The sequence below is a fragment of the Allobosea sp. P2_B12 genome, assembly GCF_056404835.1.
The window spans coordinates 436,522-450,805 of the sequence record NZ_JBFUDG010000002.1 but is presented as its reverse complement, the minus strand read 5'-3'; the positions used below and the strand labels follow the sequence as shown (position 1 = coordinate 450,805).

The 14,284-nt window shown below is 68.0% G+C and carries 13 protein-coding genes; 5 read left to right on the top strand and 8 right to left on the bottom strand.

All coding sequences use genetic code 11. The features are described from left to right. Positions 1 to 31 precede the first annotated feature (31 nt). From AC1DYU_RS07345 to AC1DYU_RS07330, 4 genes are all read right to left on the bottom strand, one after another. Positions 32 to 916: a cytochrome c1 gene (locus AC1DYU_RS07345; protein WP_476791054.1), complete on the bottom strand. Its 885-nt coding sequence runs from the start codon at positions 914 to 916 to the stop codon at positions 32 to 34. A gap of 8 nt (positions 917 to 924) precedes the next feature. Then, entirely contained in the window at positions 925 to 2,208 is a 1,284-nt protein-coding gene (locus AC1DYU_RS07340; protein WP_476791053.1) for a cytochrome b, read from the bottom strand. A 53-nt stretch (positions 2,209 to 2,261) separates the two neighbouring features. Continuing rightward, positions 2,262 to 2,813, bottom strand: a complete 552-nt coding sequence (gene petA / locus AC1DYU_RS07335; protein ID WP_476791052.1) for a ubiquinol-cytochrome c reductase iron-sulfur subunit — start codon at positions 2,811 to 2,813, stop codon at positions 2,262 to 2,264. 193 nt (positions 2,814 to 3,006) lie between these two features. After that, entirely contained in the window at positions 3,007 to 4,872 is a 1,866-nt protein-coding gene (locus AC1DYU_RS07330; RefSeq protein ID WP_476791051.1) for an ABC transporter ATP-binding protein, read from the bottom strand. Positions 4,873 to 5,013: 141 nt separating this feature from the next. Between AC1DYU_RS07330 and AC1DYU_RS07325 the strand changes: the two genes are divergently transcribed. Next, positions 5,014 to 5,526, top strand: coding sequence for a tRNA (cytidine(34)-2'-O)-methyltransferase (locus tag AC1DYU_RS07325; protein ID WP_476791050.1), 513 nt, complete (start codon positions 5,014 to 5,016; stop codon positions 5,524 to 5,526). Further along, positions 5,507 to 6,430 (top strand): oxygen-dependent coproporphyrinogen oxidase, encoded by a 924-nt coding sequence (gene hemF, locus AC1DYU_RS07320; RefSeq protein WP_476791049.1) that lies wholly within the window; start codon positions 5,507 to 5,509, stop codon positions 6,428 to 6,430. The genes AC1DYU_RS07325 and hemF overlap by 20 nt, the downstream gene beginning before the upstream one ends. Positions 6,431 to 6,435: 5 nt before the next feature. On the opposite strand, the gene AC1DYU_RS07315 is transcribed toward hemF, so the two are convergent. From AC1DYU_RS07315 to AC1DYU_RS07300, 4 genes are read right to left on the bottom strand one after another with little or no spacing between them, the layout of a single operon-like run. Continuing rightward, positions 6,436 to 7,683, bottom strand: a complete 1,248-nt coding sequence (locus AC1DYU_RS07315; protein WP_476791048.1) for a CCA tRNA nucleotidyltransferase — start codon at positions 7,681 to 7,683, stop codon at positions 6,436 to 6,438. After that, a complete protein-coding gene (locus AC1DYU_RS07310; RefSeq protein ID WP_476791047.1) occupies positions 7,680 to 7,937 on the bottom strand; it encodes a DUF6111 family protein in 258 nt (85 codons plus the stop codon). Before AC1DYU_RS07310 ends, AC1DYU_RS07315 begins: the two co-directional genes overlap by 4 nt. Before the next feature lie 21 nt (positions 7,938 to 7,958). After that, entirely contained in the window at positions 7,959 to 8,603 is a 645-nt protein-coding gene (locus tag AC1DYU_RS07305) for a CoA pyrophosphatase (protein WP_476791046.1), read from the bottom strand. Continuing rightward, a complete protein-coding gene (locus AC1DYU_RS07300; RefSeq protein ID WP_476791045.1) occupies positions 8,603 to 9,184 on the bottom strand; it encodes a DUF1285 domain-containing protein in 582 nt (193 codons plus the stop codon). The genes AC1DYU_RS07305 and AC1DYU_RS07300 overlap by 1 nt, the downstream gene beginning before the upstream one ends. A gap of 287 nt (positions 9,185 to 9,471) precedes the next feature. Here AC1DYU_RS07300 and AC1DYU_RS07295 point away from each other — a divergent pair, with 287 nt between their 5' ends. Genes AC1DYU_RS07295 through AC1DYU_RS07285 form a run of 3 tightly spaced genes read left to right on the top strand, consistent with a single transcriptional unit; the run spans position 9,472 to position 14,265 of the window. Continuing rightward, positions 9,472 to 10,494 carry an AAA family ATPase gene (locus tag AC1DYU_RS07295; RefSeq protein WP_476791314.1) on the top strand — a complete coding sequence of 341 codons (1,023 nt, stop codon included), beginning with the start codon at positions 9,472 to 9,474 and terminating at the stop codon, positions 10,492 to 10,494. Positions 10,495 to 10,506: 12 nt separating this feature from the next. Continuing rightward, complete coding sequence (locus tag AC1DYU_RS07290) at positions 10,507 to 11,421, top strand: DUF58 domain-containing protein (RefSeq protein ID WP_476791044.1); 915 nt, start codon at positions 10,507 to 10,509, stop codon at positions 11,419 to 11,421. A 6-nt stretch (positions 11,422 to 11,427) separates the two neighbouring features. Beyond that, positions 11,428 to 14,265, top strand: a complete 2,838-nt coding sequence (locus AC1DYU_RS07285; protein ID WP_476791313.1) for a DUF4159 domain-containing protein — start codon at positions 11,428 to 11,430, stop codon at positions 14,263 to 14,265. Positions 14,266 to 14,284: the final 19 nt, after the last annotated feature.

Sequence of the window (14,284 nt, the reverse complement as noted above, 5' to 3'; positions counted from 1 at the left end):
CGCCGGGGCTCTCTCCTGATGTCGTATGCGATCAGTGGTGCAGCGGCGAGCCGTCAGGCATGCGCGCCCAGACCTTCTTCTTGGTGTAATAGAGCAACCCCGCGAAGATCATCAGGAACAGCATGACCTGCAGGCCGATGCGCTTGCGCTGCTCGAGATGCGGCTCGGCCGTCCACATCAGATAGGCCGTCACGTCCTTGGCGTACTGGGCCACGGTCTCCGGCACCTGCGGCTGGCCATCGGCGCCCTTGGGGAACTCGACCTGCCCGTCCGACAGCGGCTTGGGCATCGCGATCAGATGGCCCGGCATATAGGTGTTATAGTACTGGCCGGGCAGGAGCGTGACGCCCTCCGGCGGCGGGTCCTTGTAGCCCGCGAGCAGCGCCGCGATGTAGTCCGGCCCCTGCTCCTGGTACTGCGTGAAGATGTCGAAGATGAAGCGGGGGAAGCCGCGCTCATAGGTGCGCGCCTTGGCGATCACCGAGAGATCGAGCGGATAAGCACCGCCATTAGCCGCGCGGGCGGCCAGCTCATTCGCGAACGGCGACGGAAACGGATCGGCCGCCCGGCCCGGCCGGTCGAACATCTCGCCCGTATCGTTGGGGCCGTCCTTGATCTGATAGGTGGCGGCCAGCGCCGTGACCTGGCTCGGCGTGAACTCGGGCCCGCCCGGCTGGGACAGGTTGCGGAAGCGCATCAGCGAGGCGGCGTGGCAGCTCGCGCAGACCTCCTTGTAGACCTTGTAGCCGCGCTGGAGCTGGGCCCGGTCGAACTTGCCGAAGGGTCCGGAGAAGGACCAGCTCAGCGCCGGCGGCTCGACACGCCCTTCGGCGGCGTTGGCGGCCGGAACAGCCAGGGCAAGTCCGAGGCCGAGGCTGAGCCCGGTCAGGGCGAGGCGGAACGAAAGCGTGCTCATGTTTCGTCTCAGCCCTTGGCGTTGGGTTCGGCGACAGCAGTCGTGGCGATGCGCGCACCCGAGCTGCCCTGGAGCGAACCGAGCACGGAATCGGCAATCGAGTTCGGCAGCGCCTTCGGCCGCTCGAACAGGCCGATGACGAACAGCGCCACGAAGAAGCCGAAATACAGCACGGTAAAGATCTGCGAGGCGGTGACGTAGCCACCCTCCGCCGGCATCGCGCCGAGATAGCCCAGGCCGATGCAGACCGCCACGAAGGCCCAGAAGAACTGCCGCGCGATCGGGCGATAGCTCATCGACTTGACCTTCGAGCTGTCGATCCAGGGCAGGAAGGCGAGCACGACGATGGCGGCGCCCATCGCCAGCACGCCACCGAGCTTGTCGGGAATGGCGCGCAGGATCGCGTAGAACGGCAGGAAGTACCATTCGGGGACGATGTGCGACGGCGTCACGGCCGGGTTGGCCGGGATGTAGTTGTCGGCATGACCCATGAAATTGGGCTGATAGAACACGAAGTAGGAGAACACGATCATGAAGACGACCATCCCGAACAGGTCCTTGATGGTCGCGTAGGGCGTGAACGGCACCGTGTCCTTCTCGACGTTCTTCACCTCGACGCCGGTTGGGTTGTTCTGGCCGACATGGTGCAGCGCCCAGACATGGAGGATGACCACGCCGAAGATCATGAACGGCAGCAGGTAATGCAGCGAGAAGAAGCGGTTCAGCGTCGGGTTGTCGACCGAGAAACCGCCCCAAAGGAAGGTCACGATCGTCTCGCCGACCACCGGCAGCGCCGAGAACAGGTTGGTGATGACGGTCGCGCCCCAGAAGGACATCTGGCCCCAGGGCAGGACGTAGCCCATGAAGGCCGTCGCCATCATCAGCAGGAAGATCACGACGCCCAGGATCCAGAGCACCTCGCGCGGCGCCTTGTAGGAGCCGTAATAGAGCCCGCGGAAGATGTGGACATAGACGGCGACGAAGAACATCGAGGCGCCGTTGGCGTGCAGATAGCGCAGCAGCCAGCCATAGTTCACGTCGCGCATGATGTGCTCGACGGAAATGAACGCCAGCGCCGAGTTCGGCGTGTAATGCATCGCCAGGATGATGCCGGTGACGATCTGCGCCACCAGCATGAACATCAGGATGCCGCCGAAGGTCCAGAAATAGTTCAGGTTGCGCGGGACCGGATAGGACACCGCCGAATCATGCGCGAGGCGGATGATCGGCAGGCGCGCATCGAGCCAGCGCTCGATGCCGGTCTTCGGGACGTAGGAGCTGTGACCACTCATGCGGAATGCCTCGGGGCTGTCTCATCCAGGCGGAAAAGCGTCGAGCGCATCGCTCAGCCGATCCTGATCTTGGTGTCGGCGTTGAACGCATAGGGCGGCACCGGCAGATTGAGCGGCGCCGGGCCCTTGCGGATACGGCCGGAGGAATCGTAGTGCGAGCCGTGGCAGGGGCAGAACCAGCCGTCGAAATCGCCCTTCGGATCGCCCGGTGCGTTGCCGAGCGGCACGCAGCCGAGATGGGTGCAGTTGCCATAGACGACGAGGAACTGGTCGTGGCCCGCCTTGACGCGCTGCGCGTCGGTCTGCGGATCCTTCAGGGTCGCGACATCGACCGCGCGGGCCTCGTCGATCTCCTTCTTGGTGCGATGACGCACGAAGATCAGCTTGCCGCGCCAGAACAGCTTGATCGCCTGGCCTTCCGCGATCGGCGCGAGATCGAGATCGATCGGCGCACCTGCGGCCACCGTCTGCGCGTCGGGCGCAAGCTGGCTGACCAGCGGCACGACGACGGCGCCGAGCCCGACGACACCCACTGCGCCGGTCGCCAGCATGAGGAAATCGCGGCGGGTGGTTTCGGTCGATTTCGTATCGGTCGCGTGCGCCACGATCCAACCCTCTAAAACGTCAGTCGAGTCTTGGAACAACTCGAAATTACAGCCCTGAGCCCGTCTTACGGGCACGCCGTGACAGCCGCAATGCGGCGGCGCGTCACTGTCGCGCTCTTTGGCATGCAGTTTGGACGAAGTCTACTGTTGCGCGGGGTGCGCAGACGCATGACGCGCAGTCCGTCAGCCGGGCTCAGGCTGAAAGCTTTTCCGGGTCCGCAGCCGCCAGGAAGCCGCCCGACTGGCGCGACCAGAGCCGGGCATAGAGACCGCCGCGTGCTACCAGCTCGGAATGGCTGCCGATATCGACGATCCGGCCCTTGTCGAGCACGATTAGCCGGTCGAGCGCGGCGATGGTCGAGAGCCGGTGCGCGATCGCGATCACCGTCTTGCCCTGCATCAGCGAGGTCAGCTGTTCCTGGATCGCCGCCTCGACCTCCGAATCGAGCGCCGAGGTCGCCTCGTCCAGGATCAGGATCGGCGCGTCCTTCAGCAGCACGCGGGCGATCGCGATACGCTGGCGCTGGCCGCCGGAGAGTTTGACGCCACGCTCTCCGACCCGCGAATCGAAGCCCTGGCGCCCGTCCTGATCGCTCAGCGACACCACGAAATCATGCGCCGAGGCCTGGCGCGCCGCTTCAGCGATCTCGGCTTCGGTCGAGCCGATCCGGCCATAGGCGATGTTGTCGCCGATCGAGCGGTGCAGCAGCGAGTTGTCCTGCGTCACCATGCCGATCTGCGCGCGCAAGCTATCCTGCGTGACATGGGCGATGTCCTGCCCGTCGATCAGGATGCGCCCGCCCTCCAGCGGATAGAGCCGCAGCAGGAGGTTCACCAGCGTCGACTTGCCGGCCCCCGACGGTCCCACGAGCCCGATCTTCTCGCCGGGGCTGATATCGAGATCGAGCCCCTCGAACAGCCCGCCGCCCTTGCCATAATTGAAGCGCAGCTTCTCGAAACGAATGCCGCCCTGCGCGACGACAAGCGGCAAGGCATCAGCCGCATCGGTCAGGTCATGTGGCCGGGCTATCGTCTCCATGCTCTCCTGCACGGAGCCGAGGTTCTCGAACACGCCGCGCACGAGATGGATCAGCCAGGTCGACATCTGCACGAGCCGCAGCACCAGCCCGATCGAGGCCGCGACCGCGCCTGGCGTCATCTCGCTTTGGCTCCAGAGCCACAGGCAGAGCCAGGCCGTGGCCACGACGAGCAGGCTGTTCATCGTCTGCAGGATGACGCTGACGCCGGTGATCAGCCGCGACAGATGCAGGAAGGAGGCGTTCCAGCGCGTCAGCGAATCGCGCACGGCCGAGCGCTCGGCATCGGCGCGAGCGAAGAGCTTGACCGTCAGGATGTTGGTGTAGGCATCGACGATGCGCCCCGTCGTCGAGGAGCGCCCGAGCGAATTCGCCTCCGAGCGCTTCTTGGCGCGTGGCACGAAATAGATCAGCAGCACGACATAGGCTGCAAGCCAGACCAGCACCGGCAGCGCCAGCCAGAACGAGGTCGAGCCGAAGAAGCCGATCGCGACCGTGGCGAAGATCAGCGCGTACCAGAGGTCGTCGATGACCTCGATCGTCGCGCCACGGATCGACTGGCCGGCCTGGAGCACGCGCGAGGACAGCCGGCCGGCGAAGTCGTTCTGGAAATAGCCGAGCGCGTGACCGAGCGTGTAGACATGGTTGCGCCAGCGGATCTGGTTGGTGATCTGCGGCACCACGACCTGATCGACGATGGCGTGGTTGGCGAAATAGATCAGCGGCCGGACCACGACGAGCAGGAAGGCCGCCCCCAGCAGCATCGCGCCATAGTCGTGGAAGATCGTCGCGGGAGACTGCGTCGAGAGCAGGTCGACGAACCAGCCGACCATCAGATACATCGCCGCCTCGATGCCGCTGAAGCCGAGGCCGGTCAGCATGATCAGGGCCATCCAGCCCTTCACGCCCTTGATGTGGTGCCACATGAACGGCCAGACGCCGCGCGGCGGGGTTTCGCGCTCGTCGAAGGGCGCGAAGACGTCGATCCGGCTCTCGAGCCAGCGGAACAGGGCGGTGAACATGTCCGCCCTCCCTTGGACCGGCATGGCGACGAAAACGTGGCTTGATATGGGGCGCTTCGCCAACGAAGGCCAGCATGCTTGATGCATAGCTGAAAGCCAGCGTCCTTGACGCATGTCGGGCCGTCACCTCATGACAGCATCATGTTGCGTCTCGCGCTCTATCAGCCCGACATCCCGCAGAACGCGGGCACGATGATCCGCATGGCGGCCTGCCTCGGCATCGCCGTCGACATCGTCGAGCCTGCCGCCTTCGACGTCTCCGACCGGCATTTCCGCCGCTCTGGCATGGATTATCTCGAACGCGCCGCCGTGACGCGCCATGATTCCTTCGCCGCCTTCGACGCCTGGCGAAAGGCCGCCAACCGGCGCCTGATCCTGGTCGAGACCGACGGGGCGCTGTCTCATCTCGATTTCGCCTTCGCGCCCGACGACATCCTCATGGTCGGCCGCGAATCGGCGGGCGTTTTGCCCAATGTCTACGAGGCGGCCGATGCCGTAGTGCACATCCCGATGCAGGCCGGCTTGCGTTCTCTGAATGTCGCGATGGCCGCGGCGATGGTCGTGGGCGAAGCCCTGCGGCAGGTTGGCGGCTTTGCCCGCCCAGACGATGGCGGCTCTGCCGCGGAGACAGCGCATGATCGAATACGAAGCTGAGACCCTGGCGGAATCGATTGGCCAAGCCGAGGCGATGAAGCCCCGCGCCCAGACCTGGTTCGAGACGCTGCGGGACCGCATCTGCGATACCTTCGAGGTGATCGAAGCCGAGGCGACCGGCCCCTTCCCGCCCGAGACCGAGGCGCCCGGCCGCTTCAAGCGCACGCCCTGGCAGCGCACCAATCATGACGGTGAACCGGGCGGCGGCGGCGTCATGTCGATGATGTCCGGCCGCGTCTTCGAGAAGGTCGGCGTCCATGTCTCGACGGTGTACGGCACCTTTCAGCCCGAATTCGCCGGCCAGATTCCCGGCGCAGCCGAAGACCCGCGCTTCCACGCCACGGGCATCTCGCTGATCGCCCATCCCTGGAATCCGCATGCGCCGACCGTGCACATGAACACGCGCTTCGTGGTGACGACAAAGCCGTGGTTCGGCGGTGGCGCCGATTTGACGCCCGTGCTGAACGACCGCCGCAGCCAGGACGATCCCGACGCCATCGCCTTCCACGCCGCCATGCGCGAGCCCTGCGACGCTTGCGCCCCGATCTCGGACTACGCCCGCTTCAAAGTCTGGTGCGACGAGTATTTCTTTCTGAAGCACCGCAACGAGCCGCGTGGCATCGGCGGTATCTTCTACGACTATGTCTGGTCGGGCGACGTGGAGGGCGACTTCGCCTTCACCCAGGCTGTCGGCGAGGCCTTCCTGAAGGCCTATCCGCCGATCTTGCGCGCCAACATGGGAAAGCCCTGGAGTGAAGCCGAGCGCCACGAGCAGCAAATCCGCCGCGGCCGCTATGTCGAGTTCAACCTGCTCTACGACCGCGGCACCATCTTCGGGCTGAAGACCGGCGGCAACGTCGATTCGATCCTGTCCTCGATGCCGCCGACCGTGCGCTGGCCGTAAAGGGCTTAGCGCACGGCCAGCAGCGCCGCCAATGCGCGCTTGACGAAAGCGGCCTGCGTGGCCGCCTCGGCCGGCGCGCCGGCGTCTACCCAATCCCGCCGCGCCGTCTCCAGCACGCGCCCGACAAGCGGTCCGGCCTCCGCGCCAAGCGCCATGGCATCCCTGCCGGTCGGCCGGAACGGCGGCGTGCGAGCCAGTTCGGTGATCATCGCTTGAGCCTGCTGCCTTACGGCCTCGTCGGCGTTTGCTGTCAGGAAAACCAGCCCCGCGGCCACTGCGTCATTGCCGAGGCGGTGGGCGAGATGGCGCAGCGACGCGATATCCGGCGGCGAAGCCCACCCCGACAGTCCCTCCATCGCGCCGGCGATGCGCTCGATCCGGTCGAACTCCTCGTTCGACAGCCGCAAGGCGTCCCGCAGCCGCAGCGCGTCCTCGCGTACCATGACGGTGAGCGCAGCCAGCCGAAACGCCGGATAGACCTTCCCGCCATCGCCATCAGCGCTGATCGCCGTAAAGCGCGACAGATGCGGCACGCCGCCAATGATCGGCATCAGCAGCCCGGCGCCTGCCATCGCGGCGACGACCTCGGCCGCGCCGGGTGCGGCGAGCAGCTTCATCAGCTCCGCCCGGACGCGCTCACGCGACAGCCCGGCGAGCCCCACCCGTCCGGCAATGCAGGCGGAAACACCCCCGGGGTCGGGCGCGCCTGCGCCATAGCGGGCATGGAAGCGGAAGAAGCGCAGGATGCGCAGATAATCTTCGCGGATGCGGCTCCCCGCGTCGCCGATGAAGCGGATGCGCCTTGCCGCAAGATCGGCAAGCCCGCCGCAATGATCGTGCACGACACCGCTGCGGTCGAGCGACAGCGCGTTGACCGTGAAATCGCGCCGCAGCGCATCAGCAACGAAATCGCGTCCGAACACCACCTTGGCCCGCCGCCCGTCGGTCTCGACATCCTCGCGCAGCGTCGTCACCTCGAAGCCGATGCCGTCGCGGACCAGCGTCACCGTGCCGTGCTCGATACCGGTCGGCACCGCCCTGAAGCCGGAAGCCTCACCGCGCCGGATCGTCTCCTGCGGCAAGCCCGTGGTGGCAAGATCGACATCGCCCACCCGCTCGCCCAGCAACAGGTCGCGCACCGCCCCGCCGACGACGCGAGTCTCCTCGCCGTCCCCGTTCAAGGCGGTTAGCACCGCCGCCAGCGCCGGCCGGGCCAGGAACGCGGCGATGGCCTGCACCGGCGGCAAGGTCATTTGAAGCGGCCCGGCACCAGCGTCCCGTTCTCCATATGCGGCGGCTCATAGGCGCCCTTGCTGCGCGGCGCCGTCCAGCCGCCATAGGCGACGAGCGCGATCGCCAGCGCCAGGCCGACGATCGCCAGCCAGAAGACGTGCCGGCTCCAGTGCTCGACATCGAGCGGGTTGCGGCGCTTGATGACGAGATACCCGGCAAAGATGCAGAAGGGCAGGACGAAGAGAAGCACCTCTTCGATGATCGAGCGCAGCATGGGCGTGGTCGTCCAGTCGGTTCAGCCGGCGAGCCGCTCATAGAGATTGCGGATCATGCCGGCGGTTGCGCCCCAGATATAGCGATCCCCGTATGGCATCGCATAGTAGGTGCGGTAGAGTCCCTGCCACTCCCGGCCTTCGCGTCGGTGGTTGGCCGGATCGAGCAGGAAGGACAACGGCGCCTCGAAGGCCTCGTCGACCTCGTCGGCATTGATGGTCAGCGAGAACGGCGGCTCGACCAGCGCCACGACGGGAACGATGCGATAGCCCGTGCCGGTGAGATAGGCGTCGAGGAAGCCGAGCGTGCGGATGCGTTCGCGCGACAGCCCGATCTCCTCCTCCGTCTCGCGCAGCGCCGTGATCACCGGCGAGCCGTCGACGGCATCGACCCGACCGCCGGGAAACGCCACCTGCGCCGAGTGGCTGCGCAAAGCCGCCGCGCGCTGCGTCAGCAGCACCGTCGGCCCCTCGGCACGCGGCACGATCGCGATCAGAACGGCGGCGGGAACCGCGGCCTTCTCATCGGGCAAGGGCACCGGCTGCGGCTGCATGTCATGGTCGCCACGCGGCCGGGCGATCATGTCGCCGAGCGCGGGCGGCTCGGGCCGCAAACGCTCCATCGCGAGGCGGGCGAATTCCTCGGCCGTCAAATTCAGCGCACGCATCAGGTCTCTTCGATCTCGCCCGCTGGCACGGCGGGATAAAACGCGCCGGCCACCGCGATCCCGAACCAGGGGACGCCATCGACGTCGCGCACCTCCCCGAAAGCCAGCAGGTCATAGGTCAGGGCACGGGTGACGCGTGCCCAGAGCCCGCGCCGGACATGAACATAGGGCTTCAGCCCGTCGCCGGCTTCGCGTTCGAAGCGAATCGCATGCTCGGATCCAACCGTCACGAGATCGTCGACCTGCGTCCGGAACGCGATCGAGCGCTGATCGCCCTCCCCCTCGACCGCCATCTCGACAGCCTGGAAGGGCGCGTCCTCGACCACGATCCCGAGCTTTTCGACCGGGGTCACGAGAACGTAATCGTCGCCATCGCGGCGCAGAACAGAAGAGAAAAGCTTCACCAGGGCCGGCCGGCCGATCGGCGTCCCCAGATAGAACCAGGTTCCGTCGGCGGCGATCCGCATGTCGATATGGCCGCAGAAATCGGGGTTCCAGCGCTCTACGGGCGGCAAACCGCGCCCCGGCCCGCCCCGCAACGCAGCGACCATCCGCTCCATGGCATTGCCGGAATCGCTCATCGAAAAACCCGTAGGCGCCGCATGCGGCATATTGGTTGCATCTTAGCCTCTGCCTTGAACTCCACATAATCGTGAAGCCGAGTTCTGTGCACCGCGCCATTCTAGCCTTGAGCCGGCATGGCGCCCCGTCCACACTCAACGGCCAAGGCCTTAACAAGGTTCGCCGTTGCAAGGTTTCGAGACGTCCCGAGGCCAGGCGAATTCGAGGCAGGTGCGTTCAGCGAAAGTTCGAGAACGCGCAGCTCGATGACGAAGATGCGACCCAGAGGGTGAAGGAGATCGACATGATGGCGCAAGTCCGGGCCGCGGAGGCCAACCCGCCGATCAGCCTCGATACCGGGATCGTCGAAGCCGCGGAAGCCGCGCTCGGCGCCATCAGCGCGGCGCGCGCCGAAATCGGCCAGGTCATCTTCGGCCAGCAGAAGGTGGTCGATCTCTCGCTGATCACGCTGCTGGCGGGCGGCCACGGCCTGCTCGTCGGCGTTCCCGGCCTCGCCAAGACCAAGCTCGTGGAAGCCATGGGCACGGTGCTCGGCCTCGCCGCCCGCCGCGTCCAGTTCACGCCCGATTTGATGCCCTCCGACATCCTCGGCTCCGAGGTTCTCGACGAGAGCGCCGACGGCAAGCGCCATTTCCGCTTCATCAAGGGGCCGGTCTTCGCCCAGCTCCTGATGGCCGACGAGATCAACCGCGCCTCGCCGCGCACCCAGTCGGCGCTGCTGCAGGCGATGCAGGAACACCATGTCACGGTCGGCGGCGAGCGCTACGATTTGCCTGCTCCCTTCCATGTGCTGGCGACCCAGAACCCGATCGAGCAGGAGGGCACCTATCCCCTGCCCGAAGCCCAGCTCGACCGCTTCCTGCTCGAGATCGACGTCGCCTATCCCGATCGCGAGGCCGAGCGGCGCATTCTGATGGAGACCACCGGCGCCTCCGAGCACAAGCCGGTCCAGGCGATGACGGCCGAAACGCTGATGGCGACGCAGCGCCTCGTGCGCCGCCTGCCGGTCGGCGAGAACGTGGTCGATGCGATCCTCGATCTCGTCCGTTCTGCCCGCCCCGGCGAGGGCAGCGATGGCGCGATCACCGACAAGCTCGCCTGGGGCCCCGGCCCGCGCGCCAGCCAGTCGCTGACGCTGGCCTGCCGCGCCCGCGCGCTGGTCGAGGGGCGGCTTGCTCCCTCCGTGGACGATGTCGTAGCGCTCGCCATTCCCGTGCTGAAGCATCGCGTCGCGCTGACGTTCGCGGCCCGCGCCGATGGCGAGACGGTCGAGGGCATCATCGGCAAGCTCGTGGAACGGATCGGATAGGGGCCGCCGCCGATGCTGCGAACGCGCGTTCTCGGGTCCTCTGAGCGCCAGCCCGCCAAGCCGGTCGTCACCGCGTCGCTCGATCTCGCGGCGCGCCTGCCACGGCTGATCCTCGAGGCGCGGCGTGTCTCGGCCAGCGTCCACGGCATCCATGGCCGCCGCCGGGCCGGACCGGGCGAGACCTTCTGGCAGTACCGCCCGCTCGTCACCGGCGAATCCGCCTCGCGCATCGACTGGCGCCGCTCGGCCCGCGACGGCCACCTCTTCGTCCGCGAACGCGAATGGGAAGCCTCGCACGCGATCTGGCTCTGGATCGACCGCTCCGCCTCGATGGGCTTCGCCTCCTCGCTGGCCCTGGCCTCGAAGGTCGATCGCGCCCTAATCGCGGGTTTCGCTCTGGCCGAGACGCTGGTCGATGGCGGCGAGCGCGTCGGTCATCTCGGCCTGACGCGGGCCCTGGCCTCGCGCCGCATCGTCGAGACGCTGGCGCAGGCGATCCTGGCTGATGCGAAGGGCACCGACACCGATCTGCCGCCGGACATGCCGCTGCCCCGCCTCGCCGACGCGATCATCATTACCGACGGACTCTCGCCAGCCGCTTCGCTCGCCAAGCGCATTGCCACGATGTCGTCGTCAGGCGCGCGCGGCCATGTCCTGCTGATTGCCGACCCGATCGAGGAAACCTTCCCCTTCACCGGCCAGGCCGAGCTCTTCGACCTCGAGGACGGGCTGTCGCTGCGGGTCGGCGATGCCGGTTCCTGGGGCGTCGAATATCGCCAGCGGCTGGAGGCCCATCGCGACGCGATCCGGGAGGCCTGCCGCAAGGCCGGCTGGACCCTGACGCTCCACCGCACCGACAGGCCCGCCAGCGAGGGCGTGCTGCGCATCGCCAGCCTCGTCGCGGCTGCGCGCGGAACGGGGAGATAGCCGGTGCTGAGCTCGCTCCCCCTCGCCTTCTCGGCGCCGCTCGCTCTCGCGGCGCTGGCCCTGCTGCCGGCGCTCTGGCTGATCCTGCGGGTGACGCCGCCGCGCCCGCGCCGGATCGACTTTCCGCCGCTGAAGATCATGGCCGACCTCGTCGCCAAGCGCGAGTTGCCGGCGCATACGCCCTGGTGGCTGCTGGCGCTGCGCATGATCGTAGCCGCGCTCGCGATCCTTGCGGTCGCCGGCCCGGTCTGGAACCCGCCGCGCGAGGCCGGACCGTTGCGCGGCCCGATGCTGCTCCTCGTCGACAACGGCTTCGGCGCCGCGACCGACTGGCCCGAACGCCTCCTGGTCGCGGAATCCCGCGTCGCCGCCGCCGCGCGCGAGGGCCGGCCCGTCGCCATCCTCGGGCTTGCAGAGAACCCGGCCGAGATCATGCTGTCGGAGCCGCGCGCCGCGCTCGATCGCTTACGCGCCTTCGCGCTCCAGCCCCATGCGCCCGACCGCGCCGCCCATCTGCCCCGGATCGAGGCGTTCCTGCGGATGGCGCCGGATGCGGAGGTCGTCTGGGTCGCGGACGGGCTTTCCGTCACGGACGACGCCGCCTTCCTCGCCAGGTTGAAGCAGGAGGCCAGCGCCGGCCGCATGTCGATCCATGCCGGCTCGATCGACCAGCTCGCGCTGGCGGCGCCCGAGAACCTCGCCGGAGCTCTCGCCGTCAAGGTGCTGCGCCCGACGCCTGCGGCAGCCGCCAGCGGCCAGGTCCGCGCGCTCGACCTCAAGGGCCTGCCGCTCGGCGACGCCCCCTTCGTCTTCAACGGCTCCGAACTCCAGACAACGGCGCGGCTGACCCTGCCGATTGAAGTGCGCAATTCCGTCTCGCGTCTGGAGGTGGTGGGCGAGCGCAGCGCGGCGGCCGTCGCGCTGCTCGACGACCGCGCCAAGCGCCGCCGCGTCGGCATCGTCTCGGGCGCGACCACAGACACTGCCCAGCCACTGCTGTCGCCGACCTATTACGTCTCGCGCGCGCTGTCGCCCTTCGCCGAGATCCGCGAGCCGCGCCCGGGCTCGACCGACCCCGTCGGCGAATTGCTGACGCAGAACCTCTCGGTGCTGGTGCTGGCCGATATCGGCGCGCTCGACGGCGACACCGCCGGCAAGATCAACGCCTTCATCCAGCGCGGCGGCGTGCTGCTGCGCTTCGCGGGAGCCCGCCTCGCAGCCGCATCCGACGAGCTGACGCCGGTGCGCCTGCGCCGGGGCGGCCGCACGCTCGGTGGTGGCTTGTCCTGGGAGACGCCGCGCAAGCTCGCCCCCTTCAGCCGCGAGAGCCCCTTCTTCGGCACGGCCATCAACGACGACGTCCGCGTCTCCCGCCAGATCCTGGCCGAGCCCGAGGCCGATCTGGCCCGCAAGACCTGGGCTGCGCTGGAGGACGGCACGCCCGTCGTCACCGGCGAGCGCCGCGGCGACGGCATGATCGCGATGATGCATGTCACCGCCGACACGACCTGGTCGAACCTGCCGCTCTCGGGCCTCTTCGTCGAGATGCTCAGAAAGATCGTCGGCCTCGCCGGCACCGGCCCTGCCGAACCCCAGGGAGAGGATGCCCGCGTGGAAACCCTGTCGCCGACCCGCGTCCTCGACGGCAGCGGCACCTTCCGCAGTCCCCCGGCCACCGCCCAGCCCGTAGCCCGCAGCTTCACCGGACGCGCGACGCTCGCCCACCCGCCCGGCATCTACGGACCCGCCGACGGCTCGCTCGCCGTGAATGCGCTGAACCCAACCGACACCCTGCGCGCCATCGACCTCGCGGCGCTCGGGGCGCCGATCCTGCCGGTCGACAAGCCCGTCGCGCTCGACATCCGCCCGCAACTGCTGGTGCTGGCGCTTTTGCTGCTGGTCGCCGACACGCTGGCGACGCTCTGGCTCGGCGGCAGGCTCTCGGTCGCCCGCAGGGCCCGCCATGCCGCGCCGGCGGCGATCCTGCTGGCGTTGGCTCTGGGCGGCACGACGCTGCTGCCCGAACCGGCACGCGCACAGGCGCAGCCAGCCACCCCACCGACGGCCGTCGCCCCCCCCGACCAGCGCCCGCCGATCCCGCGCGAGCTCTTCGCAGCCGGCGCCGTGACGCGGCTGGCCTATGTCGTCACTGGCGACAGGGCGGTCGACGACATGTCGAAGGCCGGGCTGGCTGGCCTCAACATCGTGCTTGGTGCCCGCACCGCGCTGGAGCCGGGCGAAGCCGTCGGCGTCAATGCCGATCGCGATGAACTCGCCTTCTTCCCGGTGCTGTACTGGCCGATCGTCGCCGGCCGGCCGATCCCGACCGCCGAGACCCTGCGCAAGCTCGAAGCCTATATGAAGGGCGGCGGCCTCGTGATCTTCGACACCCGCGACGCGATGAGCGCCCGGCCCGGCGGCGGCACCACGCCCGAGGGCGAGCAGTTGCGCCGCATGCTGCAGACGCTGGACATCCCCGAGCTGGAGCCGCTGCCGCGCGACCACGTCCTGACCAAGACCTTCTACATCCTTGACGGTTTTGCCGGCCGCTATGATTCCGGCACGACCTGGGTCGAGATCCTGCCCCCGGCCGGCGCCGATGGCCGTCGTCCGGCCCGCGCCGGCGACAATGTCTCACCGATCGTCATCACCTCGAACGACCTCGCTTCGGCCTGGGCGGTGAACCGGCGCGGCGAGCCGCTGGTACCGCTCTCGGGCTCCGATCCGCGCCAGCGCGAAATGGCGCTGCGGGCCGGCGTCAACCTCGTGATGTATGCGCTTACCGGCAACTACAAGGCCGACCAGGTCCATGTCCCGGCCCTGCTCGAGCGGCTCGGTCAATGACAGAGTTTGGACAGTAAGC